The sequence below is a fragment of the Labilithrix sp. genome, from assembly GCA_019637155.1.
Taxonomy (GTDB): Bacteria; Myxococcota_A; Polyangia; order Polyangiales; family Polyangiaceae; genus Labilithrix.
The window spans coordinates 1-20,448 of record JAHBWE010000009.1; the positions used below are offsets into that span (position 1 = coordinate 1).

The 20,448-nt window shown below is 69.7% G+C and carries 19 protein-coding genes and 1 tRNA gene; 10 read left to right on the forward strand and 10 right to left on the reverse strand.

The features are described 5' to 3' along the window. Positions 1 to 159 precede the first annotated feature (159 nt). Together KF837_19690 and KF837_19695 are read left to right on the forward strand one after the other, a co-directional pair. Positions 160 to 795 carry a Uma2 family endonuclease gene (locus tag KF837_19690; GenBank protein ID MBX3229552.1) on the forward strand — a complete coding sequence of 212 codons (636 nt, stop codon included), beginning with the start codon at positions 160 to 162 and terminating at the stop codon, positions 793 to 795. Between the two features lie 153 nt (positions 796 to 948). Then, positions 949 to 1,818, forward strand: coding sequence for a hypothetical protein (locus KF837_19695; GenBank protein ID MBX3229553.1), 870 nt, complete (start codon positions 949 to 951; stop codon positions 1,816 to 1,818). A 44-nt stretch (positions 1,819 to 1,862) separates the two neighbouring features. Here the strand turns inward: KF837_19695 and KF837_19700 are convergent, their stop codons facing one another. Beyond that, positions 1,863 to 2,732, reverse strand: a complete 870-nt coding sequence (locus KF837_19700; GenBank protein ID MBX3229554.1) for a pirin family protein — start codon at positions 2,730 to 2,732, stop codon at positions 1,863 to 1,865. Positions 2,733 to 3,214: 482 nt separating this feature from the next. Here KF837_19700 and KF837_19705 point away from each other — a divergent pair, with 482 nt between their 5' ends. Beyond that, a complete protein-coding gene (locus KF837_19705) occupies positions 3,215 to 4,453 on the forward strand; it encodes a hypothetical protein (GenBank protein MBX3229555.1) in 1,239 nt (412 codons plus the stop codon). 2 nt (positions 4,454 to 4,455) lie between these two features. Here KF837_19705 and KF837_19710 read toward each other — a convergent pair whose 3' ends face one another. From KF837_19710 to KF837_19725, 4 genes are all read right to left on the reverse strand, one after another. Beyond that, positions 4,456 to 5,994 (reverse strand): M48 family metalloprotease, encoded by a 1,539-nt coding sequence (locus KF837_19710; GenBank protein MBX3229556.1) that lies wholly within the window; start codon positions 5,992 to 5,994, stop codon positions 4,456 to 4,458. 82 nt (positions 5,995 to 6,076) lie between these two features. After that, positions 6,077 to 6,424 (reverse strand): hypothetical protein, encoded by a 348-nt coding sequence (locus KF837_19715; protein ID MBX3229557.1) that lies wholly within the window; start codon positions 6,422 to 6,424, stop codon positions 6,077 to 6,079. Next, positions 6,421 to 6,903, reverse strand: a complete 483-nt coding sequence (locus tag KF837_19720; protein MBX3229558.1) for a hypothetical protein — start codon at positions 6,901 to 6,903, stop codon at positions 6,421 to 6,423. The genes KF837_19715 and KF837_19720 overlap by 4 nt, the downstream gene beginning before the upstream one ends. Before the next feature lie 334 nt (positions 6,904 to 7,237). After that, complete coding sequence (locus KF837_19725) at positions 7,238 to 9,778, reverse strand: DUF3516 domain-containing protein (GenBank protein MBX3229559.1); 2,541 nt, start codon at positions 9,776 to 9,778, stop codon at positions 7,238 to 7,240. 261 nt (positions 9,779 to 10,039) lie between these two features. Here KF837_19725 and KF837_19730 point away from each other — a divergent pair, with 261 nt between their 5' ends. Continuing rightward, on the forward strand, positions 10,040 to 10,423 hold the full coding sequence (locus KF837_19730; GenBank protein ID MBX3229560.1) for a hypothetical protein: 384 nt from the start codon (positions 10,040 to 10,042) through the stop codon (positions 10,421 to 10,423). Here KF837_19730 and KF837_19735 read toward each other — a convergent pair. Genes KF837_19735 through KF837_19745 form a run of 3 tightly spaced genes read right to left on the reverse strand, consistent with a single transcriptional unit; the run spans position 10,407 to position 12,317 of the window. Continuing rightward, positions 10,407 to 11,261: a ferritin-like domain-containing protein gene (locus KF837_19735; protein ID MBX3229561.1), complete on the reverse strand. Its 855-nt coding sequence runs from the start codon at positions 11,259 to 11,261 to the stop codon at positions 10,407 to 10,409. The genes KF837_19730 and KF837_19735 overlap by 17 nt on opposite strands. Before the next feature lie 4 nt (positions 11,262 to 11,265). Continuing rightward, positions 11,266 to 11,589 carry a hypothetical protein gene (locus KF837_19740; GenBank protein MBX3229562.1) on the reverse strand — a complete coding sequence of 108 codons (324 nt, stop codon included), beginning with the start codon at positions 11,587 to 11,589 and terminating at the stop codon, positions 11,266 to 11,268. Positions 11,590 to 11,639: 50 nt separating this feature from the next. After that, entirely contained in the window at positions 11,640 to 12,317 is a 678-nt protein-coding gene (locus tag KF837_19745; protein ID MBX3229563.1) for a TetR/AcrR family transcriptional regulator, read from the reverse strand. A gap of 105 nt (positions 12,318 to 12,422) precedes the next feature. Between KF837_19745 and KF837_19750 the strand changes: the two genes are divergently transcribed. Continuing rightward, on the forward strand, positions 12,423 to 13,997 hold the full coding sequence (locus tag KF837_19750; protein ID MBX3229564.1) for a beta-ketoacyl synthase: 1,575 nt from the start codon (positions 12,423 to 12,425) through the stop codon (positions 13,995 to 13,997). Positions 13,998 to 14,006: 9 nt separating this feature from the next. On the opposite strand, the gene KF837_19755 is transcribed toward KF837_19750, so the two are convergent. After that, positions 14,007 to 15,350 carry a hypothetical protein gene (locus KF837_19755; protein ID MBX3229565.1) on the reverse strand — a complete coding sequence of 448 codons (1,344 nt, stop codon included), beginning with the start codon at positions 15,348 to 15,350 and terminating at the stop codon, positions 14,007 to 14,009. An 86-nt stretch (positions 15,351 to 15,436) separates the two neighbouring features. Here KF837_19755 and KF837_19760 point away from each other — a divergent pair. After that, positions 15,437 to 15,524, forward strand: a tRNA-Ser gene (locus KF837_19760). Between the two features lie 130 nt (positions 15,525 to 15,654). Then, the gene (gene speA, locus KF837_19765) at positions 15,655 to 17,607 is read left to right on the forward strand and encodes a biosynthetic arginine decarboxylase (GenBank protein ID MBX3229566.1); all 1,953 of its coding nucleotides are present in this window, start codon (positions 15,655 to 15,657) and stop codon (positions 17,605 to 17,607) included. 355 nt (positions 17,608 to 17,962) lie between these two features. Here the strand turns inward: speA and KF837_19770 are convergent, their stop codons facing one another. Beyond that, positions 17,963 to 18,208, reverse strand: a complete 246-nt coding sequence (locus KF837_19770; GenBank protein ID MBX3229567.1) for a hypothetical protein — start codon at positions 18,206 to 18,208, stop codon at positions 17,963 to 17,965. Between the two features lie 139 nt (positions 18,209 to 18,347). Between KF837_19770 and KF837_19775 the strand changes: the two genes are divergently transcribed. From KF837_19775 to KF837_19785, 3 genes are all read left to right on the forward strand, one after another. Further along, a complete protein-coding gene (locus KF837_19775; GenBank protein MBX3229568.1) occupies positions 18,348 to 19,169 on the forward strand; it encodes a hypothetical protein in 822 nt (273 codons plus the stop codon). 93 nt (positions 19,170 to 19,262) lie between these two features. Beyond that, positions 19,263 to 20,237: a hypothetical protein gene (locus KF837_19780; GenBank protein ID MBX3229569.1), complete on the forward strand. Its 975-nt coding sequence runs from the start codon at positions 19,263 to 19,265 to the stop codon at positions 20,235 to 20,237. Beyond that, entirely contained in the window at positions 20,234 to 20,446 is a 213-nt protein-coding gene (locus tag KF837_19785) for a DUF4266 domain-containing protein (protein ID MBX3229570.1), read from the forward strand. Before KF837_19780 ends, KF837_19785 begins: the two co-directional genes overlap by 4 nt. Positions 20,447 to 20,448: the final 2 nt, after the last annotated feature.

Sequence of the window (20,448 nt, forward strand, 5' to 3'; positions counted from 1 at the left end):
AGCGCGCTCTCGCAGAACGGACACCGGACCTCGTCCGCACGGAGATGACGAGCACACGCAGGACAACCGAGAAGACGCATCGCTCGACTTTACACGGTCGCGTCCGCGCGCACACTTCCCGAGCGGCGCTGCGCGAACGCGCTAGACTGTTACGCGATCATGGTCGCCGCTCTTTCGTATGTGCGTCCCGAGTCGGGGGAGCGACGGATCGTCATCCACGGCGTCAGGTGGCGGGACTACGTCATCGCGCGTGAGGCGCTCGACGCGCCCGGCGTGCGAATGACTTATCTGAAAGGAGCGCTCGAGATCATGGCGCCATCGCCGGAGCACGAGACCGCGAAGACGACCAGCGCGCGCCTCATCGAGACCTACGCCTTCCTCGCGCGCCTCCCGCTCAACGGGTACGGCTCGACCACCTTTCGGCGAGAGGCGAAGCAGCGCGGCGCCGAGCCGGACGAGTGCTGGGTCGTCGGGCGGACGCTGGAGGCAGCGGGAGGCTTCCCGGACATCGTCTTCGAGGTGATCGAGACGACACCGCTCGTCGACAAGCTCGAGGTCTACGACGGGTTCGGCATACCGGAGGTGTGGATCTTCGAAGACGGCGCCTTCACCATCCATCGTCGCAAAGCTTCGGGCGGTTACGTCCTCGCGACGAAGAGCGCGCTGCTCCCCGAGCTCGACTTCCGCCGCATCGCGAAGCTCGCGGCGATGAAGGACCAACAGTCCGCGCTCGAGCTCCTCGAACGCGGCATGCGCGACACACGAAAGCCGAAGCGCCCGCGCCGCCGCACGTGACGGCCGCCCGCCCATGAGGGCGGCCCGCGCTGGATCGTGCGCCACCCCTGACGGGGCACGGTTGTGCCGGCTCGAAGTGGCACAGTGGCTCAACTCCGAAATGCCTAGAAATAGGCATTTCGTGATGGACCAGCTCTTGAAGTAGACCGGACCATGTTCCGCTCCTCTTCGCTCCTCCTCTCGGTCCTCGGTCTCACGCTCGCCGCCTCCACCTTCGCTTGCAGCGGCAGCTCGGAGGGCGCCGGCCTCGACACGTCGAAGCTCGCCGTCCAGAAGAAGAAGGACGGGAAGCCGACCGGCGACGGCAAGACCTGCAGCTGGGGCAACGACGCGCCCGTCGTGCCGGCGGACCCGCCGAACACGGTGTCCCCGAGCCCCGGCGGCGGCGGCTCGAGCGGCGGATGCGCCACCGACGAGGACGGCAACTACCGCTGCTGGTCGTACGACGCCGACGGCGAGCCCACGCCGATCCCCTCCGGCTCGAGCACCTCGAGCGGTTGGTCGAGCAGCGGCGGCTCGAGCACCTCGAGCGGCGGCTCGAGCGGCGGCGGCTCGAGCACCTCGAGCGGTTGGTCGAGCAGCGGCGGCGGCTCGACCACGTCGAGCAGCGGCTCGAACGGCGGCGGCTCGAGCGGTTGGTCGAGCAGCGGCGGCTCGAGCGGCGGATGCGCCACCGACGAGCAGGGCAACTACCGCTGCTGGTCCTACCCGTCCGATCCGCCGCCCGCGCCGGAGCCGCGCCCGACGCCCGCGCCCTCGCCGACCTACCAGCTCGGCGACTGGTTCCCCTCGATCGACGGCTGCAATCGCTGCACGTGCACGGACATCGGCATCATGTGCACCGTGAAGACCTGCGAGGCGCCCGTGGAGCCGCCGCCGCCGAGCAAGGGCTGCGAGCACGACGGCAAGTGGTACTCGGCCGGCGACTCCGTCCCGCTCGACCGCTGCAACACCTGCACGTGCGGCGCCGACGGCTACATCGCGTGCACGGAAATGGCCTGCGCCGACCCGCCGTCGCGCTGAGCAGCGCTCCTCGGAAGCCAGCGCCGCTCAGAAGCGAGCGGCGCTCAGAAGCGGCCCGCCTGGAAGTCGCGAATCGCTTGCTCGATCTCCTCCGGCGTCGTCATCACGAACGGGCCGTACTGCACGACCGGCTCGCCGATCGGCTTGCCCGCGACGACGAGCACGCGTGCGTCCGACTTCGCGGTGAGGCGCACGCCCGCGGTCCCCTTCCCCTCCGCGAGGACGCCGAGCTCGCCGCGGGCGAGCGACCGGTTGCCGATCGCGACGTCACCCGCGAACGGGTACACGAAGCCCTCGTGCCCCGCCGGGACCGGGATCTCCGCCGTCGCGCCGGCGGGGATCTCGACGTCGAAGTAGACCGGCTCGGTGTCGCGACCCGCGATCGGGCCGATGACGCCGCCCACGGTGCCCGCGAGCGCGCGCACCACGACGCCGCCGCCAAGCGGCACGTGCGGGATCTCCTCCGCCTGCACGTCGCGATAGGTCGCCGCGCTCATCTTGTCTTTCTTGGGGAGGTTCAGCCAGAGCTGGAAGCCGTGCACGAGGCCCTCCTCCTGCTCGGGCATCTCCGAGTGGACGATGCCGCGGCCCGCCGTCATCCACTGCGCGCCGCCGGCGGCGAGGATGCCTTCGTGGCCCTTGTTGTCGCGATGACGGAAGCGCCCCGCGATCATGTACGTGACCGTCTCGAAGCCGCGATGCGGGTGATCGGGGAAGCCCGCGAGGTAGTCCTGCGGCTCGTCGGAGCGGAACTCGTCGAGCATCAGGAACGGATCGAGGCGCCGCAGGAGCGCGTTGCCGATCACGCGCGTGAGCTTCACCCCCGCGCCGTCGCTCGTCGCCATGCCGCGGAGGCTCTTGCCGATGCCGCGATCGAAGCCGTTCGTCGTCGTTGCTGTCGTGCTGTTGACCATGATGGCCTTCCTTCCGAGACCCTTACCGTAAGACGCCGGTGCTCCGACGACAGGCCGGGGAGCCGCGACTCATCGTTGCTCCAGCACGAACAATCGACGCGACGGCGAATACGCGATTAGGCAGACGCTATCGGGCAATGACCCAAGCTCGTAATCGTGCCGCGCTGCGAGAGGAGCGCCGGCCGTGAGCCGACTGCCGACTGCCGACTGCCGGAAAAGTGCTTACGCCTGACCGTAAACACGAACACATTTCGCTCGCGATTGTTTGACTGTCGACGCGCGGAGGGCGCGTCGGCCGCCGCGCACGAGATTGACGCGCCTCATGCCCCGAGATTTATCGTGACGATGAAGTCGGGATTGGAGGTCTAGTGCACTCGAAGCAAGATCGAATCGTCGAGGTGTCGGGGCGTTCGGCCGAGCGCGTGAAGAGAGCTTGCAGGCGCCTATCGGCTCTCGGTCTGGTCGCGCTCCTGGGAGGAGCGATGTCCGCGACCGCGTGCTCGGACGACGAGACGAAGAACGAGGCGCCCCCGGCGGCGGTCGGGACGACGTATCGCGGCGTCCTCGTCGGCGCCGACGACTTCGGGACGATCGACCTCACCCTCGCGCCGAAGGCGCCGGGAGACGTGGGCAAATCGTCGATCAAGCCGCGCAACATCATCGAGCAGTACACGGTGACGGGGACGATTCGTCTGAACACGCGCGCGGGCGCGCTCACCATCCAAGGGACGTTCGACACGATCAACGGGACCATCACCGCGACGGGCACGACCGACGTCGGGATATCGTTCGACGGAGCCTACAAAGATCGCACCTTCGAGGGGACGGCGACCATCGGCGGGCAGACGTACCAAGGGACGTTGCGGGACTTCGGCGTCGGGCCCATCGATCGCCTCTGCGGGCAAGTGGCCGGCGGCCTCGCGCAAGGAAACGCGGTCCTCCTCGCGCAGCGCGGCGGCGAGAAGCTCGCCGTCTTCGCGTTCGCCGGAAACGGCGGGAGCGGGGTCGTGAACGCGGTCGCGAGCGGATCGCACGACGACGCGACGTTCTCGGCCAGCGCCTCGAACGGGATCACCGCGACGGGGAGCCTGACACGCGCCGGCGACGAGTTCGCCTCGGCCACCGGCGAAGTGAGGAACGCGGCGGGGGCCGCTTCGACCTTCCAGGTCTCGGCGAGCGCGTGTCCGACCGAAGCCTCCACCACGACGCCGGAAGGCGGGACCGATCCCGACTCCGGCACGCTCCCCGAAGCGGGGCCGGAGCCGGTGCCGAACGACGCGGGCGGCGGCGACGGAGGCACCGGGTGCCTCGGCCTCCAGAGCCCGTCCTCGTTCGTGACCGACGAGCGCGCCAACGGCGCGGTCCCCGATCCGCCGTCGGGTGGAGAGACCGTCGTCGACGGGACGTACGTCATGACGGCGCGCACGATCTCGCCGCAGAAGCCCGGCGGTCCCCAGACCGTGGCCAGCGTCCTTCGCATCGGCACGAACGCGGCCGGCCGCACCTACTCGAAGATCACGACCGTTCAGAACGGCGCGACGAGGAAGGAGAGCGGAACGATCACGTTCTCTTCCGGCATGTACCAGGCGAACGCGGACTGCACCGACGGGTTCGACGGAGACTTCGGCGGCTCGAGCGGGCGCTACTCGCTCGACGCCGCGACGCTCACGATCAAGTGGATCGGTCAGGGCGGTCAGCTCGAGGTCTACGCGCGGCAATAGCCTCAGCGCTGCGGGATGCCGGAGACGCTCGCGGGATCGTTCGCGATGAGCGGGAGCGACGTCTTCAGCGCCCGCTTCGTCGGCGCCGGGCTGCAGGTCTCGAGCGCCTTCGTGAACTGCTGCGCGTGGTAGTAGCGCCAGCAGGGCAACGGGTGGACGTCGTACGCCTCGCCGAAGCCGATGTGCTTGCCCGCCGCGACGTCGGCGATGCAGGCTGCCCTCTGCTCCGCCGGCAGGAGCGAGAGGGTGAAGTTGCCGATGCCGTGCGGATCCTTCCCGATCGCGTGGAGCACGCGCATCGAGGCGTCGTCGGCGTCCTCCTCGTAGTCGTAGACGCGGACACGTGACATATCGAGCGAGCTGCGGATCGCGACGATGTCGTTCCGCACGCGCGGCTCCGCGCGCACGACGCGATCGAAGAACGTGGCGGTCGGCATCTCGGCGTCGACCTCCTGCTCGAGCGGATGCATTCCGGCCTGGATCTGAGCGAACACGGGGCTGCTCGGGTCGGACGCGGCGCTCGGCGGCAGGCCCTGAAGGAGCGCCGAGATGGCGCCGAGCGAGCCGACGTCGACGGCGTTCGGGGCGGCGCACGCCTCGATCGCCGTCATCGCATCGGCGGTGAGGGCTTCGAGCTCGGCGAGCTCCGTCGCGTTCGGGATCCGCGGCGTCAGGTCCTGCGCCGCGGCGCCGGGGAGGAACTCCATCTGCTTCGTTCCGAGGGCGAGGAGCTTCGGCTGCACCGACGCGCAGACCTCCTGCGTCGCCGGCGTCGGACGCAGCTGGCTGCCGAGGAGACGGATGTAGATGCCGGGCGCGACGACGTTCATGCCGAGGTGCGCGACGGCGCCGTTGCGCGTCTGCCCCTGGAGGAGGCGACCGATCGCCGGCGCGAGCGTCGGATCGTCCGGCTGCGCGGCGCCGAGAATGCCGTCCTCGCTCTCGGTGCCGAGCGTGTACGTGTGACGGACGCGGGCCTGCACGTCGGGGCGAAAGGTCTGGAGGATGAGGTGGCCGAGCTCGTGCGCGATGACGCCGCGGAGCTCGTCGTCCGTGTTGCCGTGCGCGAGGAGGCCGCTGTTCACGAAGAAGCACCAAGGGCTCTTCGGGACGAGCGCCCCGTCCTCGATGAAGTTCCCGAGCGCGAACGCGTTGACCGGAGCCGCCTGGACGATGACGACCGGGGGCGCCTTGTCGAGCCCCGCGGTCTCCTCCGGGAACACCTTCCGGTAGCCCTCGAAGACCTCGCCCACGAGGCGGACGGCGCGCTCGTCGCTGTCGACGCCGGCGACCGTCGCGCCCGCGCCGGTGAACTGCGCGACGAAGCCCGACGCGACGAGCGCCTTGGCCGCGGTCTCGAGCTCCGCGTTGCTCGCAAAGAAGCGATAGAGCTCCTTCGCGTCCGCGCGCGGACCGTAGTCGAGCGTCGAGCAGACGCCGCCGGTGACGAGATCGTCGGCGGATACACCCGAGTCCTCCGCGATAGAGGCGCAGGCGCCGAGCCCCGCGAGGAGAGCCGAAAGCACAAGCAAGCTACGCATGGCGTGCGGGGTAGCACGCCGCCCCGACGCGACCACTCGCGGCCTCTGAAACCGAATACCTTCCCCGAAAAAGCTCGCGCGATCAGCGCTGCATGATGCGCGCGAGCGCGAGGGCGTGGCGGACGTCGATCTCCGCGAGCCCCGCGCGCGCCGCGATCTCCGACGCGCGCGGCGCGCGGCCGAGCTCGGCGCGGAGGACGCGGGCCGCGGCGAGCACCTCCTTCAGCGCCGCCTCGCCGCCGCCGCCGGGGCGCGTCTCGACGCGGTGTCCGCGCGCTTCGATGAGCCGGAGCATCGCGTCGATCTCGTCCGCGCTCACGCTCCGCGCGCCGATCGCGTCGCCGAGCGCGTCGAGCTCGATCGCGGCGCCGGGCTTCGTGTCGGCGAGGAGCCCGTCGACGACGGCGACGAGCTCGGAGCGGAGCGTCACACCTCGCCGCCGGCCGAGAGCGGCCACAGCTTGCGGAAGCCGACCGCGATGACGGCGCCGTCGTCCCGCGCGACGAGCGCGCCCCACCGGCACTTCTCCACCACCTTCGCCTGCACGAGCGTGCCGTCGTCGCCCGCGTAGCGCACCGCCTCGCCCTCCGCGAGCCGCGCGAAGAGCTGCGCGTCGCCCGCGATCTTCGAGAGCGCGAGCGAGACGTCGCCCGTGTACGTGCGCACGTGATCGGGCAGCACGCGACGGAGGCGCACGCCGTCGAGGAGGACGTGCACCTCGCTCCGCGACGCGAACACGACGACGCCGGGCACGATCGTGTTGCGCCCGCCCGCGACGCCGACGACGAGCCCGTGCGCGAGCCCCTGCGGCGGCGCATCGTCCGGCGAGATCCGTCCGCCGAGCCGCTGCCGCGCCGCCTCGATCGACGGCCGCTTCCCGAGCACGCTCCCCCGCGCCCTCGTCTTCACCGGCCCACGACCGGCCGCATCGTCGAGGACCCGGAGACTGACCTTCTTCCCCAAAGCCCCAAAAGCGTAGCAGCAAACGGGGCCCCAAACGCGTAGCAGCAAAACGGGCCCCCAAACGCGTAGCAGCAAAACGGGCCCCCAAACGCGTAGCAGCAAAACGGGCCCCCAAACGCGTAGCAGCAAAACGGGGCTCCAAACGGGGCCCCAAACGCGTAGCAGCAAAACGGGGCCCCAGAAGCGGCCGCGAATGCGGGCGCGAAGCGCCCCGAGCGCGCAGCGCGAGGGCCGTGTCTGGGGTGGGGGTGTCGGGGGCAAAGCCCCCGACGTTGAAAGACTAGGTTCCCAAGCGCTCGAGGGTGAGCACTGGACGCGATGCGTCGCGAGAGCGGGCGAGGTCGATCGTCACGTCGAAGTACCAGTCGTTGTCCTCTTCTTCGTCGAGGAGCACCTGGCGGACGCGCCACACGCCTTCCATGCCGCGATCGATCGCTGTGTGCTTGGGTGCTCTCGCTTCGGGATCGACGCGAATGGAGCGGTGCGTCGTCCAGAACGGCTCGAGCGCCTTCTGGATGCGCGCGCCTTCGCCGGACGCCTCCTCCGGCGTCCTCGCGACGATGCGGCCCGCCTCCGGGAAGTCGCCGCGGGCGAGCGCGCGGACGAGGCGAAACACCTCGTTGCGAACGAGGACGGTGAAGGCCTTCACGTCGTGCGTGATGTCCTTGATGCCGACCGGCTCGAGCTCCTCGCGCTCCGGCGGCTTCTCGAAGAGCTGGTGCGGATCCTTCAGCCGCTCCCACTCGTCGAGGAGGCTCGAGTCGACCTGGCGCACGATCGTGCGGAACGTCGTGATGACGTCGTCGACGCGCTCGTCCTTCGCCCACTCGGGGATCGTCTGCACGAGCGTCTTGTAGACGTCGGAGAGATAACGGAGGAGCACACCTTCGATCCGCTCGAGCCCGTACTCGCGCACGTACTCCTGGAACGACATGACCTGCTCGAGCATGTCGCGCGCGATCGACTTCGGCCGGATGTTCTCGCTCCGAACCCACGGGTGCTTCTCGGCGAAGAGGTTGAAGCTGCCGTAGACGAAGTCGCGGTTCGGCTTCGGGTACTCGAGCTTCTCGAGCTCGGCCATGCGCTCGTCGTACTCGACGCCGGCCGCCTTCAGCTCCGCGACCTTCTCGCCCTTCAGCTTGTCGAGCTGGCGCCGCAAGATCGCGTCCGGGTCCTCGAGGATCGACTCCACCATCGTGAGGACGTCGAGGTCGTAGGTCTCCCGCTCTTTCTCGATCTGCGGGAGCGTGTCGAGGAGGTAGAGCGAGAGCGCGTGGTGGAGCGAGAAGTCCTCGCCGAGGTCGGCGTTGACGACGGGGAAGCGGCGGCCGTCGTCGTCGTAGTCCCAGGTGAGGACGCCGGCCGTGCGGAGCGCCTTCACCATCTCGATCGCCTGCCGTCCGAGGATGCGCTTCTGCGGATGGCGCTCGTGGCACGCCTTGATCAGGTGCGCGAGCCCCATGCAGCCGCCGTCCTCCTCGCGCGCGAGGACCGACACGACCATGCCGTGCGTGAGCGAGAAGCGCGAGACGAGCGGCTCGGAGTTGCTCGCGACGAGGCGATCGAACGTCGACTTGTCCCAGTGGACGTAGCCGAACTCGGGCGGCTTCCGTTTCACGATCTTCCGCTTCTTGGCGGGGTCGTTGCCGGCCTTCGCCTCGAGCTTCAGGTTCTCGATCACGTGCTCCGGCGCCTGCGCGACGACGCTGCCCTTGTCATCGAAGCCCTTGCGCCCCGCGCGGCCGCTGATCTGCTGAAAATCGCGGACGCTCAGGATCGCGGTCTTCTCGCCGTCGTACTTGCAGAGCCGCGTGAAGAGCACGCTCCGGATCGGCACGTTGACGCCGACGCCGAGCGTGTCGGTCCCGCTGATGATCTTGAGGAGGCCGCGCTGCGCGAGCTTCTCGACGAGGAGCCGGTACTTCGGGAGGAGGCCGGCGTGATGGATGCCGATGCCGTGCCGGATGAAGCGCTGGAGCTCCTTGCCGTACGGCGAGTCGAAGCGCGCGCCGAGGAGCGCCTCGTTGATCTGCTTCTTCTCCTCCTTCGTGCAGAAGTCGGAGCTCATCAGGTTCTGCGCCTCCTCCGCGCAGGCCCGCTGCGTGAAGTTGACGATGTAGACCGGCGCGAGATCGCGGCGGATGAGGTCCGAGATCGTCTCGCCGAGCGCGGTCTCCTTGTAGGTGAAGTCGAGCGGCACCGGACGCAGCGTCGAGCGCACGACCGCGGTCGGGAGGCCGTTCATCTTCGTGAGGCGCGCCTTGAACGGCTCCGGATCGCCGAACGTCGCGCTCATCAGCAAGAAGCGGACGTTCGGCAGCGCGAGGAGCGGGACCTGCCACGCCACGCCGCGCTCGCGGTCGGAGTAGTAGTGGAACTCGTCCATGATCGCGACGTCGACCGGCGCGCGATCGCCCTCCGCGAGCGCCATGTTCGCGAGGATCTCCGCCGTCGCGCAGATGATCGGCGCGTCGCGGTTCACCGTCGCGTCGCCCGTCATCAGCCCGACGTTCTCCGCCCCGAACGCGCGCGCGAGGGCGAAGAACTTCTCGTTCGCGAGCGCCTTGATCGGGCACGTGTAGAAGGACCGCTCGCCGCGGACGAGGGCGTAGAAGTGGGCCGCCTCCGCGACGAGCGACTTCCCCGAACCGGTCGGCGTGTCGAGGATGACGTTCGCGCCCTCGAAGATCTCGAGGATCGCCTCCTCCTGCGCGGGGTAGAGCTCGAGCCCGCGCTCGTTCACGTAGTTCAGGAACGCGCTCAGGATCGCGTCGCTCGGAGCGTCGCGCGGCGGGAGGTCTTTCAGTGTCGCCGCGGCCATGTCGCGGCCACCATACTCGGTCTCGTCTACGTCTCCCAAGCGCGTCCGCGGGAGAGGAAAAATCGAGGAAAAACCGTGCTGGCGGAGCAACCGAGGCCTGTTTGCCTGAGCACGCGCCGGAACACGTGGGTGCGTCGGGATCCACGATCACGACGCTGACGGCAGGGGTCGGATCACCTCGTTTCCGCGAGATCGAGACGAGATCGAGGAAGGATGCATTCTTCAACCGTCTCGGCACCGCGGTTGCACTCGCCCCTCTCGATGCGAGCGTCCCTCCTGCCTACACCGGTCACCATCGCTCTGTTCGCCTGCGTCGCCGTCTTCGCTTCGACGACGGCCGACGCTCAGCCGAAGAAGAAGGGGAACGTCGAGGCAGGGCCGGAGTTCGATCGGATCGCCGCCGCGACCGCGATCAACGAGGTCGACCTCTCGAAGTGCAAGGCGACCAACGCGGCGAAGGGCGACGGCCACGTGACGATCACGTTCGCGCCCGCCGGCGACGCGTCCGACGTGAAGATCGACAAGGGCCCGTGGATCGGCACCCCGGTCGCGAAGTGCATGACCAAGGCGTTCAAGAAGGCGAAGGTCCCCGCGTTCAAGGGCGACGCGGTCACGGTCGGCAAGACCTTCAAGTTCGGGGAGTAGCCTCGAGCAGCGACGCGTACGCGGGCTCGGCCTCGGGCAGGCCGATCGCGACGAGGCCCGGCACGACGTCCTCTTCCATCCCGTCGAAGAACGCGCGCGCGTAGCCCGCGTCGCTCAGCGTGCCGAAGTTCGGTCCGGCGAGGACCTCGGGCTCGCTCCGCGCCCACGCCGGTCCGCGCGTCGCGCCGCACAGGCGCGCGTAGTGACGGAAGAGGGACGGGAGGCGCGCCGCCAACGAATCGCGTTCTTCGTCGAAGGCGGGACTATCGCGGCGCATGAGGAGCGCCCCGAGCTCCCAGCCGAGCTCGCCGTGGAAGGTCTCGTCGACGACGATCGCGCCGACGACCTCGCGCGCGAGCGGGACGTCTGTGACGCGGAGCGCGCGCCGGAACATCCGCCCGCTGATCGACTCGCCGATGCAGAACGCGGCCACGATCGTCTGGCGGACGTGCGCGCGCGGCGACGTATCGCGGAGGAGGTGGAGCGCGCTCGGATCGATCTCCGGCTCCGCCGGCCGCCCGAGCGCGGCGCACATGCGGAGGCAGAGATCGGTGTGCCGGACCTCGTCCGCGATCATCCGCGCGAACGCGCCCGACCAGTCGAGCGGCGCGCCGAGGAGGTGGAGCTTGCTCGCGAGCTCGGTGAAGATCGCGAGCGACGCCATCTCTTGCACCGCGCGGGCGCTCCAGAGCCGCGCCGCCGCGTCGAGGTCCTCGGCGCGGTACGCCGCGCGATCGAAGGCGTCCCAGTCGACGGCTCCTTTGCGCGGACGCGCGATCGCCTCGTGCTCCTCCGTGAGCGCGAGCGGGTCGCCGCTGACCCGCCTCAGGCGATACACGGAGCTACGGGCCCTTCTTCGGCGGCGGCGAGTTCACGTGCGGCGGATCCGCCGGCGCCGGCGAGTTCACGTGCTTCGGCAGCGGCGGAGCGGACGCGGACGCGGACGTGGACGGGCTCGGCGCGTTGATGTGCTCCGGCGTCTCCGGCGCGTTGACGTGCGGCGGATTCGGAGGCTTTGGCGGCTCGGCCTCGCCCGTCGCGGCCGGAGTCGTCGGCGGCGGCGCGGCGCTCGCGGCGGGATCGGCGACCGGCGTCACCGGCGGCGGATCGTTCCCGCAGCCGGCGCCCGCGAGGCCGAGGCCGACGAGCGCGACACCCTGGGTCAACGACGCGAGACGACCAAGTCGATGGGAGCGCATGGTGCGCGGAGCGTACCCTACGCGCGCGCGGCGGTCTTCACCGCCGACTCGGGCGCGGGGGCGACCGCGGTCGCCTCTTCTTCGACGAGGTAACGCATGAGGAGGTCGACGAGCTCCTCGACCATCGTCGCGTCGTTGAGGCCGGGGGAGGTCTCGAGCAAGCTCGCGAGCATGACCGCGCGCACGCACTGGAAGGCGATGAACGCGGCGGCGTCGACGTTCTTGCGCCGGACGCTCGCGCCGGTGGCCGAGAGGAAGTGGCGCACCAGTCCGATGATTCGAAGGTCGAACGACTGAAGGCGGTCCGCCTTCGCCGTGCGGAGCCCCTCCATCGCGAGGACGCGGTGCACACCGGGATAGCTCGAGTGGAGCTGGAGCATCCCCTCGACGCAGGCGCACACGACCTCGCGCGGGGATTTCGGCAGGTTGTCCTCGCTGAGGATCTCCTGCGTGAGCGCGATCGCCTTCGTGAACTCGCGCTCCTGGAGCGCGTCGAAGATCGCGTCACGATGGGAGAAATATTGATAGAGCGTCCCGACGCTCACGCCGGCGACCTCCGCGATGCGGGTGGTCGTCGCGGCCTCGGGACCTTCGCGCTCCAGAACCTGAACGGTCGCCTCCAAAATGGCGTTCACCGTCTGCTGTGCGCGCGCCTGCTGCGGCTTTTTTCGGGGCGGCTGCTTCTTGGACGGCATGATTGAAAACCTGAAAGGAATGCGAATGGATCGGAAGCGGTAGGGGATGGATACTCCAGCGCTGCCGTGCGTCAAAGCGGGGAAAAACTGAGGCCTCGAGTAGGCGTGTACGGGTGGGGCGTCATCGCGCCCGGCGCCCGGAACATCGACGCGCTGGAGAAGCTCCTGCGATCCGGCTCCACGGCGCTCAAGACCGCGAGCCGGCCCGAGCTCGGGAGCGGCCTCTTCGCGGTCGGCGATCCGGACTTCGTGCTCGACGACTACGCGGGCTGGATCGCCGAGCGGAAGGGCGAAGCGTTCGCCGCGCGCCTCAAGAAGAAGATGGGCGACAACGTCCTCTTCGCGCTCGGGGCCACCGTGCAGGCGATGCGCTGCGAGCCGAGGCTCGAGAAGATCGCGCGCGCGCTCGACGATCGCTGCCACGTCTACGTCGGCTCCGGCGTCGGCGACCTCCCCCAGAGCTACGCCGCCGTGCGCTCGCTCGACCGCGCGACGCGGGAGTGGAACCACTTCTGGGCCGACCCCGCGCGCTGCGCGGCGCGGAGGGCCTTCGAGGAGACGGGCGACGCGGGCGGCGTGGCTCCGCCGCCGAACCCGACCACGCTCCCGGTCGACAGCGAGGCGCGCCAGGACGCGCGCGTCGCGTGGGACGCGTTCTGGGCCGCGCGATCGAGCGCGCTCTCGGACTTCCTCGTCCGCCTCGCCGCGGTCGAGAACGCCGCGCAGGCGCCGGAGGGCCAGGTCGCGTCCGACAAGGCGCACCTCGACGCGATCCGCCGGCGCGTCCGCGCGCTGCGCGCGCTCCTCGACGAGGTCGGCTGCCCGCCGCCGCCGTGGACCGCGGTGAGCCCGGACCTGATCTGGAACATCCAGAACGCCCCCGCCGCGCAGATCACGATGCTGCTCGACGTGCACGGCGCGGCGTGGGCCCCCGTCGGCGCGTGCTCCACCTTCGGCGTCGCGCTGAAGTGCGGGCGCGACGCGATCCTCTCCGGCGACGCGAAGATGGCGATCGTCGGCACGACCGATCCGCGCCCCGACCCCGCGCTCGTCGGCGCGTTCCACGAGGCGCGCGTCATGTCCGCGACCGGCGCGGTCAACTCGCCGTTCACGTCGCTCCGCGGCACCCACCTCTCCGGCGGCTCCTGCATCTGGATCCTCGCGGACGAGGAGCACATGCGCGCGCAAGGCGTCACCGGCGAGCCGGTCGGCGGCTGGGTCGAGGGCATCGCGCTCTCCTCCGACGCCGAGCACATCATCACGCCGTCGGTGTCGGGCCCGAAGCGCGCCATCTCGCGCGCCTTCGAGGAGGCAGGCGTGAAGCCGGAGGACATCGCGATCGCGGACCTCCACGCGACGGGGACGCCGGGCGACCTCAACGAGCTGTCGCTCGTGCAGGACTTCGTGAGCGCGCACACGCTCATCACCGCGCGCAAGGGGCAGCTCGGTCACGGCATGGCGAACTCGGGCGGCTGGGAGCTCACCGCCCTCGCGCTCGGTCTCCGCGCGGGCGAGGCGCTCTCGACCGACATCGACGCGCGCGCGATCCATCGCGACGTCCGCCGCCCCGAGTCGATCGTCGCCGGGATGAAGCCGCTCACCGGCGAGCGCGTCGGCTTCAAGCTGATGCTCGGCATCGGCGGCATCACCGCCTGCGTCGTGATGCGCTCCGGGAGCTGATCAGGTCAATCAGAGCTGCCGCGCGCGTTGCATCGCGTCGAGGTGATTGCACACTGCATCCTTCTTCCCCTCGCCCGGATACGAGTCCGTCGGCGCGTTCATCACGGGGTAGAGGATCGTCCAGTGGATGCTCGGGCCGGTGACGTCGCCGTAGGCCGGGACCGTGTCGCGCGTGAGCGAGAGGTACTCCGCGCGCGTCGCGTGGAACGCGAAGTGGTCGAGGTCGGCGATTCGGCGCCGCTGCGACGCGAAGAGCTCCCCGAGCGTCGCGTCCGTCGCCACGAGCTTCGCGAGCGCCTGCACGCCGACGAGCGCGGGGAGGTAGTCCGCCCCCGCGTTCCAGTACGACCAGCCCGGGCGCCAGTCGTCGGCCGGCGGCGGCGTCGTCACGGTGAGGTCGAGGTGCAGATCGGCGGTCGGGTCGACGCCGAGGAGGCGGTACATCTTCGTCGTCGTGCGGCGCGCGACGAACGCGGGGTCCCAGCCGCCGACGCGGTCGTAGAGGCGATCGACGTAGTCCTCGACCTCGCGCGAGAGGCGGCAGCGGATGTCGTCCGCGACGAGCGCGTACGCGAGCTTCGCGTAGCGCGGGCTCTCGGCGACGCGCGCGTACAGGTCCGCGGCGTGGCGGTTGCCGACGACGTTGCCGAACAGCGTGTTCGGGTTGCCGTACGGCGTGGGGAGGTAGAAGCCGTTCGCGGCCGGATGGATCTCGAGGTGGCGATAATCCGGATCGTTCCTCGCGACCGCGACGAACGCGCGGAACTCCGCGAGCTCCTCCGGTCCCATGTCGTCGACGCCGTCGTGACCGAGCTGACCGCCGTAGGCCGCGGGCCAGTCGGGATACGAGCCCCACACCACGCGCGCCTTCCCCGCCGCGCCGTGACAGCTCACGCAGCGCTGATCGTCGGCCACGAGGTGCGGACCGGTGACGGGGTCGATCTCGATCGTGTGCGTGCGATAGCCGTGCGTCGCCTCGTCGTGCTCGAGGATCTCGAGCGAGTTGGCGGTGAAGTCCTCGGCGAGCGGGTGACCGCCCGTCGCGACGAGGAGCCTCGCGTCTTCGGTGAAGTGCACGACGCGCGGCCGCGCGCGCGACGCCACGCCGATCGCGCCCGTGTTCGTGACGAGGACGAAGCGCTGCTTGAACGGCTTCGGGAGCAGCGCGAGCGCTTCGCTCTTCGACCGGACGCCGCGCGCGGTCAGCTCGTGGAGGAGCGATCGCGTGTCGATGTCGAGCGGCAGCTCGGACGTGGCGGCGGCCTCGGTGCCGGCGACCGGCTCCGGAGAGAGGGTGCACGCGAGGAGCGCCGCGCCGACCGAAGGAACGAGAAGAAGGAGGGACCCCCGCATCGGGGCGCTCCGTAGCACGGGAGCGGCCCCGAGCAAGCTCGCTTGCGCCGCGCCCGAACCGCGAGTAGATCGGTCTTTCCCACTCTGGAGAGGTGACCGAGTGGCCGAAGGTACTCCCTTGCTAAGGGAGCGTGGGTCAAAAGCCTACCGAGGGTTCGAATCCCTCCCTCTCCGCAAGAAATCCCGCCGACTCGCAGCGCGGATTCGCCGTGTAGGGAATGGTCGGAGCGATCCTCGTAGGCCGCGGTGACTTTCTCGTGTCGGGGTTTGCGCGCGCTCGCGATCCAGTATCGTGTGCGCCGTGATCCTCGAGGACCAGTCCGGGACTCTTCCCACCGCCGAGCGCTCGTGGAGCGTCGATGATGCCGCCGCGCTCTACAACGTCGATCGTTGGGGCGGCGACTACTTCGAGGTCTCGCCCAACGGCAAGATGATCGTCACGCCGCTCGGATCGCGCGGCGGTCGCATCGCGATCCTCGACGTCGTCGAAGCGGCGATGCGCGACGAAGGCCTCAAGGCCCCGCTCATCATCCGCTTCCAGGACATCCTCCATCACCGCGTCCGCGTGTTGAACGAGGCGTTCTCGAAGGCGATCGCGGGCAGCAAGTACCGCGGCCAGTACCGCGGTGTGTTCCCGGTGAAGGTGAACCAGCTGCGCGAGGTCTGCGAGGAGATCGTCGAGGCCGGCCGCCCCTGGCACTACGGCATCGAGGTCGGATCGAAGCCGGAGATCTTCGCCGGCCTCGCGCTCCACACCGACAACGAGTCGCTCATCATCTGCAACGGCTACAAGGACGACGGCTACATCCGCGCGGCGCTGCTCGGCACGAAGCTGGGCAAGAAGGTGATCCTCATCGCGGAGAAGCTCTCCGAGGTGAAGGCGATCGTCCGCATCGCGGGCGAGATGAACGTCGTCCCCGAGATCGGGATGCGCATCAAGCTCGCGTCGCGCGGCGCGGGCAAGTGGGCGGAGTCGTCGGGCGAGAAGGCGAAGTTCGGCCTCTCGACCGGCGAGATCCTCGAGGCGGCGAAGATCCTGACCGACGCGGGGATGACGCGCTCGTTCAAGCTCCTCCACTTCCACGTCGGCTCGCAGATCCCGGACATCCTCATCATCAAGCGCGCCGTGCGCGAGGCCGCGCGCTACTACTCGAAGCTCCGCCGCGCGGGCCACCCGATCGAGTACCTCGACGTCGGCGGCGGCCTCGCGGTCGACTACGACGGCTCGCGCTCGACCTTCCACGGGTCGATGAACTACTCGCTCGAGGAGTACGCGCGCGACATCGTCGGCAACATCGCGGACATCTGCGACGAGGAGCGCGTCCCGCACCCGCACATCGTCTCGGAGTCGGGGCGCGCGATCGTGGCGCAGCACTCGCTCCTCGTCATCGAGGCCTTCGGCGCGATCGAGCGCTCGACCGCGGCGGAGCGTCTCCCCACGCCGTCGCTCACCGAGCACAAGCTGATCAAGTCGCTCGGCGACATCGTCGCGCACATCGACGAGCGCGGCCTCGTCGAGTCGTGGCACGACCTCCAGGAGACGAAGGAGGAGGCGCAGAAGATGTTCGAGCTCGGGCTCCTCGAGCTCGACGTGAAGGCGAACGTCGAGGCGGAGTTCTGGCGCGTCGCGAAGCGCATCCACGAGGCGTCGAAGACGATCGATCCGGCCGAGTTCCCCGACGACCTCCGCGGCCTCGCGAGCGAGCTCTGGACGCAGCACATCTGCAACTTCTCCGTCTTCCAGTCGCTCCTCGATCACTGGTCGTTCGGCGCGCTCTTCCCGGTCGTCCCCATCCACCGCCTCGACGAGCGCCCGGAGGTCGAGGGCATCCTCGTCGACATCACGTGCGACTCGGACGGGAAGATCTCCAAGTTCATCGACAAGAAGGAGGAGTACGTCGACGCGCTGCCCCTCCACCGCATCGGCGACGCCCCGTACTACCTCGGCGTGTTCCTGACCGGCGCGTACCAGGACATCATGGGCGACATCCACAACCTCTTCGGCCGCGTGAACGAGGTCCACGTCTTCCTCGATGACGACGAAGAGTGCGGCTACTACCTCGAGGAGACGATCAACGCCTCGACCATCGGCGACGTGCTGCAGATGACCCAATACGACGCCCGCGATCTCGCCGGCAAGATGAAGGGCCAGGTCGACGCCGCGATCAAACAAGACCGCCTCAAGCCAACCGAAGGCATGCGCCTCCTAGCCGAATACGAACGCGGCCTCCGCGAGCACACGTACCTGTCTTTTTAGGTCAGGGGCTTCGCCCCCGACACCCCCATCCCGCGAACACGGCCCTCGCGCGGAGCGCGAGGGTTGCTTCGCAACCGCTTTCGCGGCCGCTTTCGCGGGGCCCCGGGGGGCGCGCAGACGCGGCCGCTTTCGCGGGGCCCCGGGGGGCGCGCCTACGCGGCCGCTTTCGCGGGGCCCGGGGGGCGCGCAGACGCGGCCGCTTTCGGGGGGCGCGCCGACGCGGCCGCTTTCGCGGGCGCTGCCGATCTGGCCCCGGGGCGCCGCCAACCTGCGTGAGCTCGGGCGGCGGGCGTTCTGTCGTCTCGCTTTCGCGGGCGAATCGCGCCGCGACCTCCGCGACGCGCGAACGAGGGGCTCAGTCCATCATCTCGTGGATGGCGGCGCGTTCGGTGAAGAGGCGGGTGGCTTCGTCGCGGAGGGCGAGGGCGTGGAGGGCGAGGCGGACGATGAAGTCCTTCGGGTGGGGCGGCTCGAGGTTCGAGAGCGCCGTGTCGACCGCGTCGATGCGACGGCGCAGATCGCGCGCGACAGCGCCGGGTCCGAGCTTCGACGCGTGTGCCCGCGCCTCCTCGAGCGCCACGACCAATACAGAGTCTTGCATGGCCCTCACGCTACGGACCGAACATGGCCGGCGCGCGACGGTGATGGAGAGAAAGCGATCCAAAACCGGGTCGCCTGCGTTGCAGGCCCTAATATTTTCGAGTACTTGCGACCGGCCAGGTACGTGCATGTAGGCAGGTATGCTTCCCGTTCGTGCGCTGGCTGGTGGGCTTCTCGTCGCGCTCGTCGCGGGATGTGCGGCCGACGGCGCCGGTGACGACGACGACGCGATCGCGAGCGACGACGCGGCGCTCTCGGCGCTGGAAGCGGAGATCGGGTTCGACGGGGCGATCGAGCGGCTCGACGAGGCGGCGCTCGAGGCGATCGATCGCGACGCGCGCGCGCTCGAAGCCGAGGGCGTGGCGACGAGCTCGATCGAGTCGCTCACCACGAAGAAGACCCTCCACGCCGCGCTCCGCCGCGGACCCGTCGTGAAGGCCGGCGTGAAGACGAAGGCGCTGCGCACGCTCGACGTCTACGACTCGGACCTCTTCAAGCTCAACGAGCTCGAGAAGACGCTCTGCCGGAGCCATCGCATCGTCTGCGTGCGCGTCGCGCTCGCGGCGTTCAAGGCGCGCGGCGCCTCGCAAGCGGCCTACCGCGACGGCAACGTCGGCGGCCGCATCGACGCCTTCCGGCACACGTACTGGAACGCGGCGATGACGCGCTCCGTCGGCGAGGACCACGCGAAGGCGTGGGGCGACGCGCACGAGAACGGCTACCCCCAGAACCGCGCGACGCCGAAGGACCGCGTCCTCTCGGACATGGACTTCTTCAACAACGCCGTCGGCCGCGAGATCGGCCGCGAGCACGCGAACAGCTCCGACGGCAAGACGAAGCAGGCCGTGCGTGACGCGATCGCGAACGGCGACGTCCGCGCCGTACGCTACGACCTCGGCGACCGCGACGGCACGCTCGTCCCCTCGAGCCAGTGCTCCGACACCGTGAAATGCGGGACCTGACGCGCGCGCGCTGAAAGAGGCTTTCCCGCGGGGCAAGGATCGTTGCGCGATCGTTGCCTTGTCGGAACAGGTCCGGAGGGGGACAACGTGGCCGTGAAACCGCGCCTCGTCTTCCTCGCCACGTCGCTCGTCCTCGCCGCCGCCGCCGGCTGCTACACCGGGAGCGCGGTCGACACGAACAGCCCGTATCCCCACGTCGCCGTCGAGTCGACGGAGCCGGAGACGGAGGACTCCGACGACGAAGAGGAGCCGTCCAAGCTCGCCGAGGGGAAAGGGCTCCCTTGCGACGTCGCGCTCCTCATCAAGACCGCGTGCGGCTCGTGCCACGGCGCGACCCCGAAGAACGGCGCCGAGAACACGATCGCGACGTGGGAAGACCTCACCGCGGAGTCCGCGTTCGACCCGTCGAAGACCGTCGCCGAGGTGGCCCTCGCGCGCATGAAGTCCGAGGTGAGCCCGATGCCGCCGAGCGGAAACCTAGGAAAAGACGAAATAGACATCCTCGAGGAGTGGATCGACGGCGGGATGAAGAAGGGCACCTGCGCGCCGCCGAAGGCGCCGAAGAGCGACGCGGGGAGCGGCGAGGCGCGCGACGCCGGCCGAGACGCCGCCCCAGCCCCGCGGCCGAGCGTCTGCACGAGCGGGGTGACGGCCGACCCGGACCGGTACGGCGGCGCGATGCGCCCGGGCAATGCATGCATTTCCTGTCATGCGTCGCAGAGTGGGCCTACCTTCGTCGCCGCGGGTACGGTGTACCCCACGCTGGTCGAACCGAACGACTGCAACGGTACGAACGGTACGAACGGCACCAAGGTCCTCATCATCGACGCGAACGGAGTCATGCGCGTGCTACCCGTCAACAGCGCCGGCAACTTCTGGCTGCGACCGCCGCCGGTCGCCGACGCACAGGCCCCGGCGAGCGCCGAGATCGCGAAGCCGTACAAAGCGGTCGTCGTGCGTGGTAACCAGATCCGTGAGATGAAAGGGACGCAGTCCGAGACCGACTGCAACACCTGTCACACCGAGCGCGGCAGGAACGGCGCGCCCGGCCGCATCATGGCACCATGACCCACCGACGCTTCCTTCTCGCTCTCGTCTCCTTGGCCGCGCTCGCCCAGACCGCGTGCACGCACGTGCAGCCGTGGCAACGTGGAAAGCTCGCCCACCGCACGATGAGCATCGACGTCGCCGGCCCCGCGGCCGAGCACGTCTACGCCGTGCAAGAAGGCGCGGTCGGCGGCGGGGCAGCGGCCGAGAGCGGGTGCGGCTGCAACTGAGC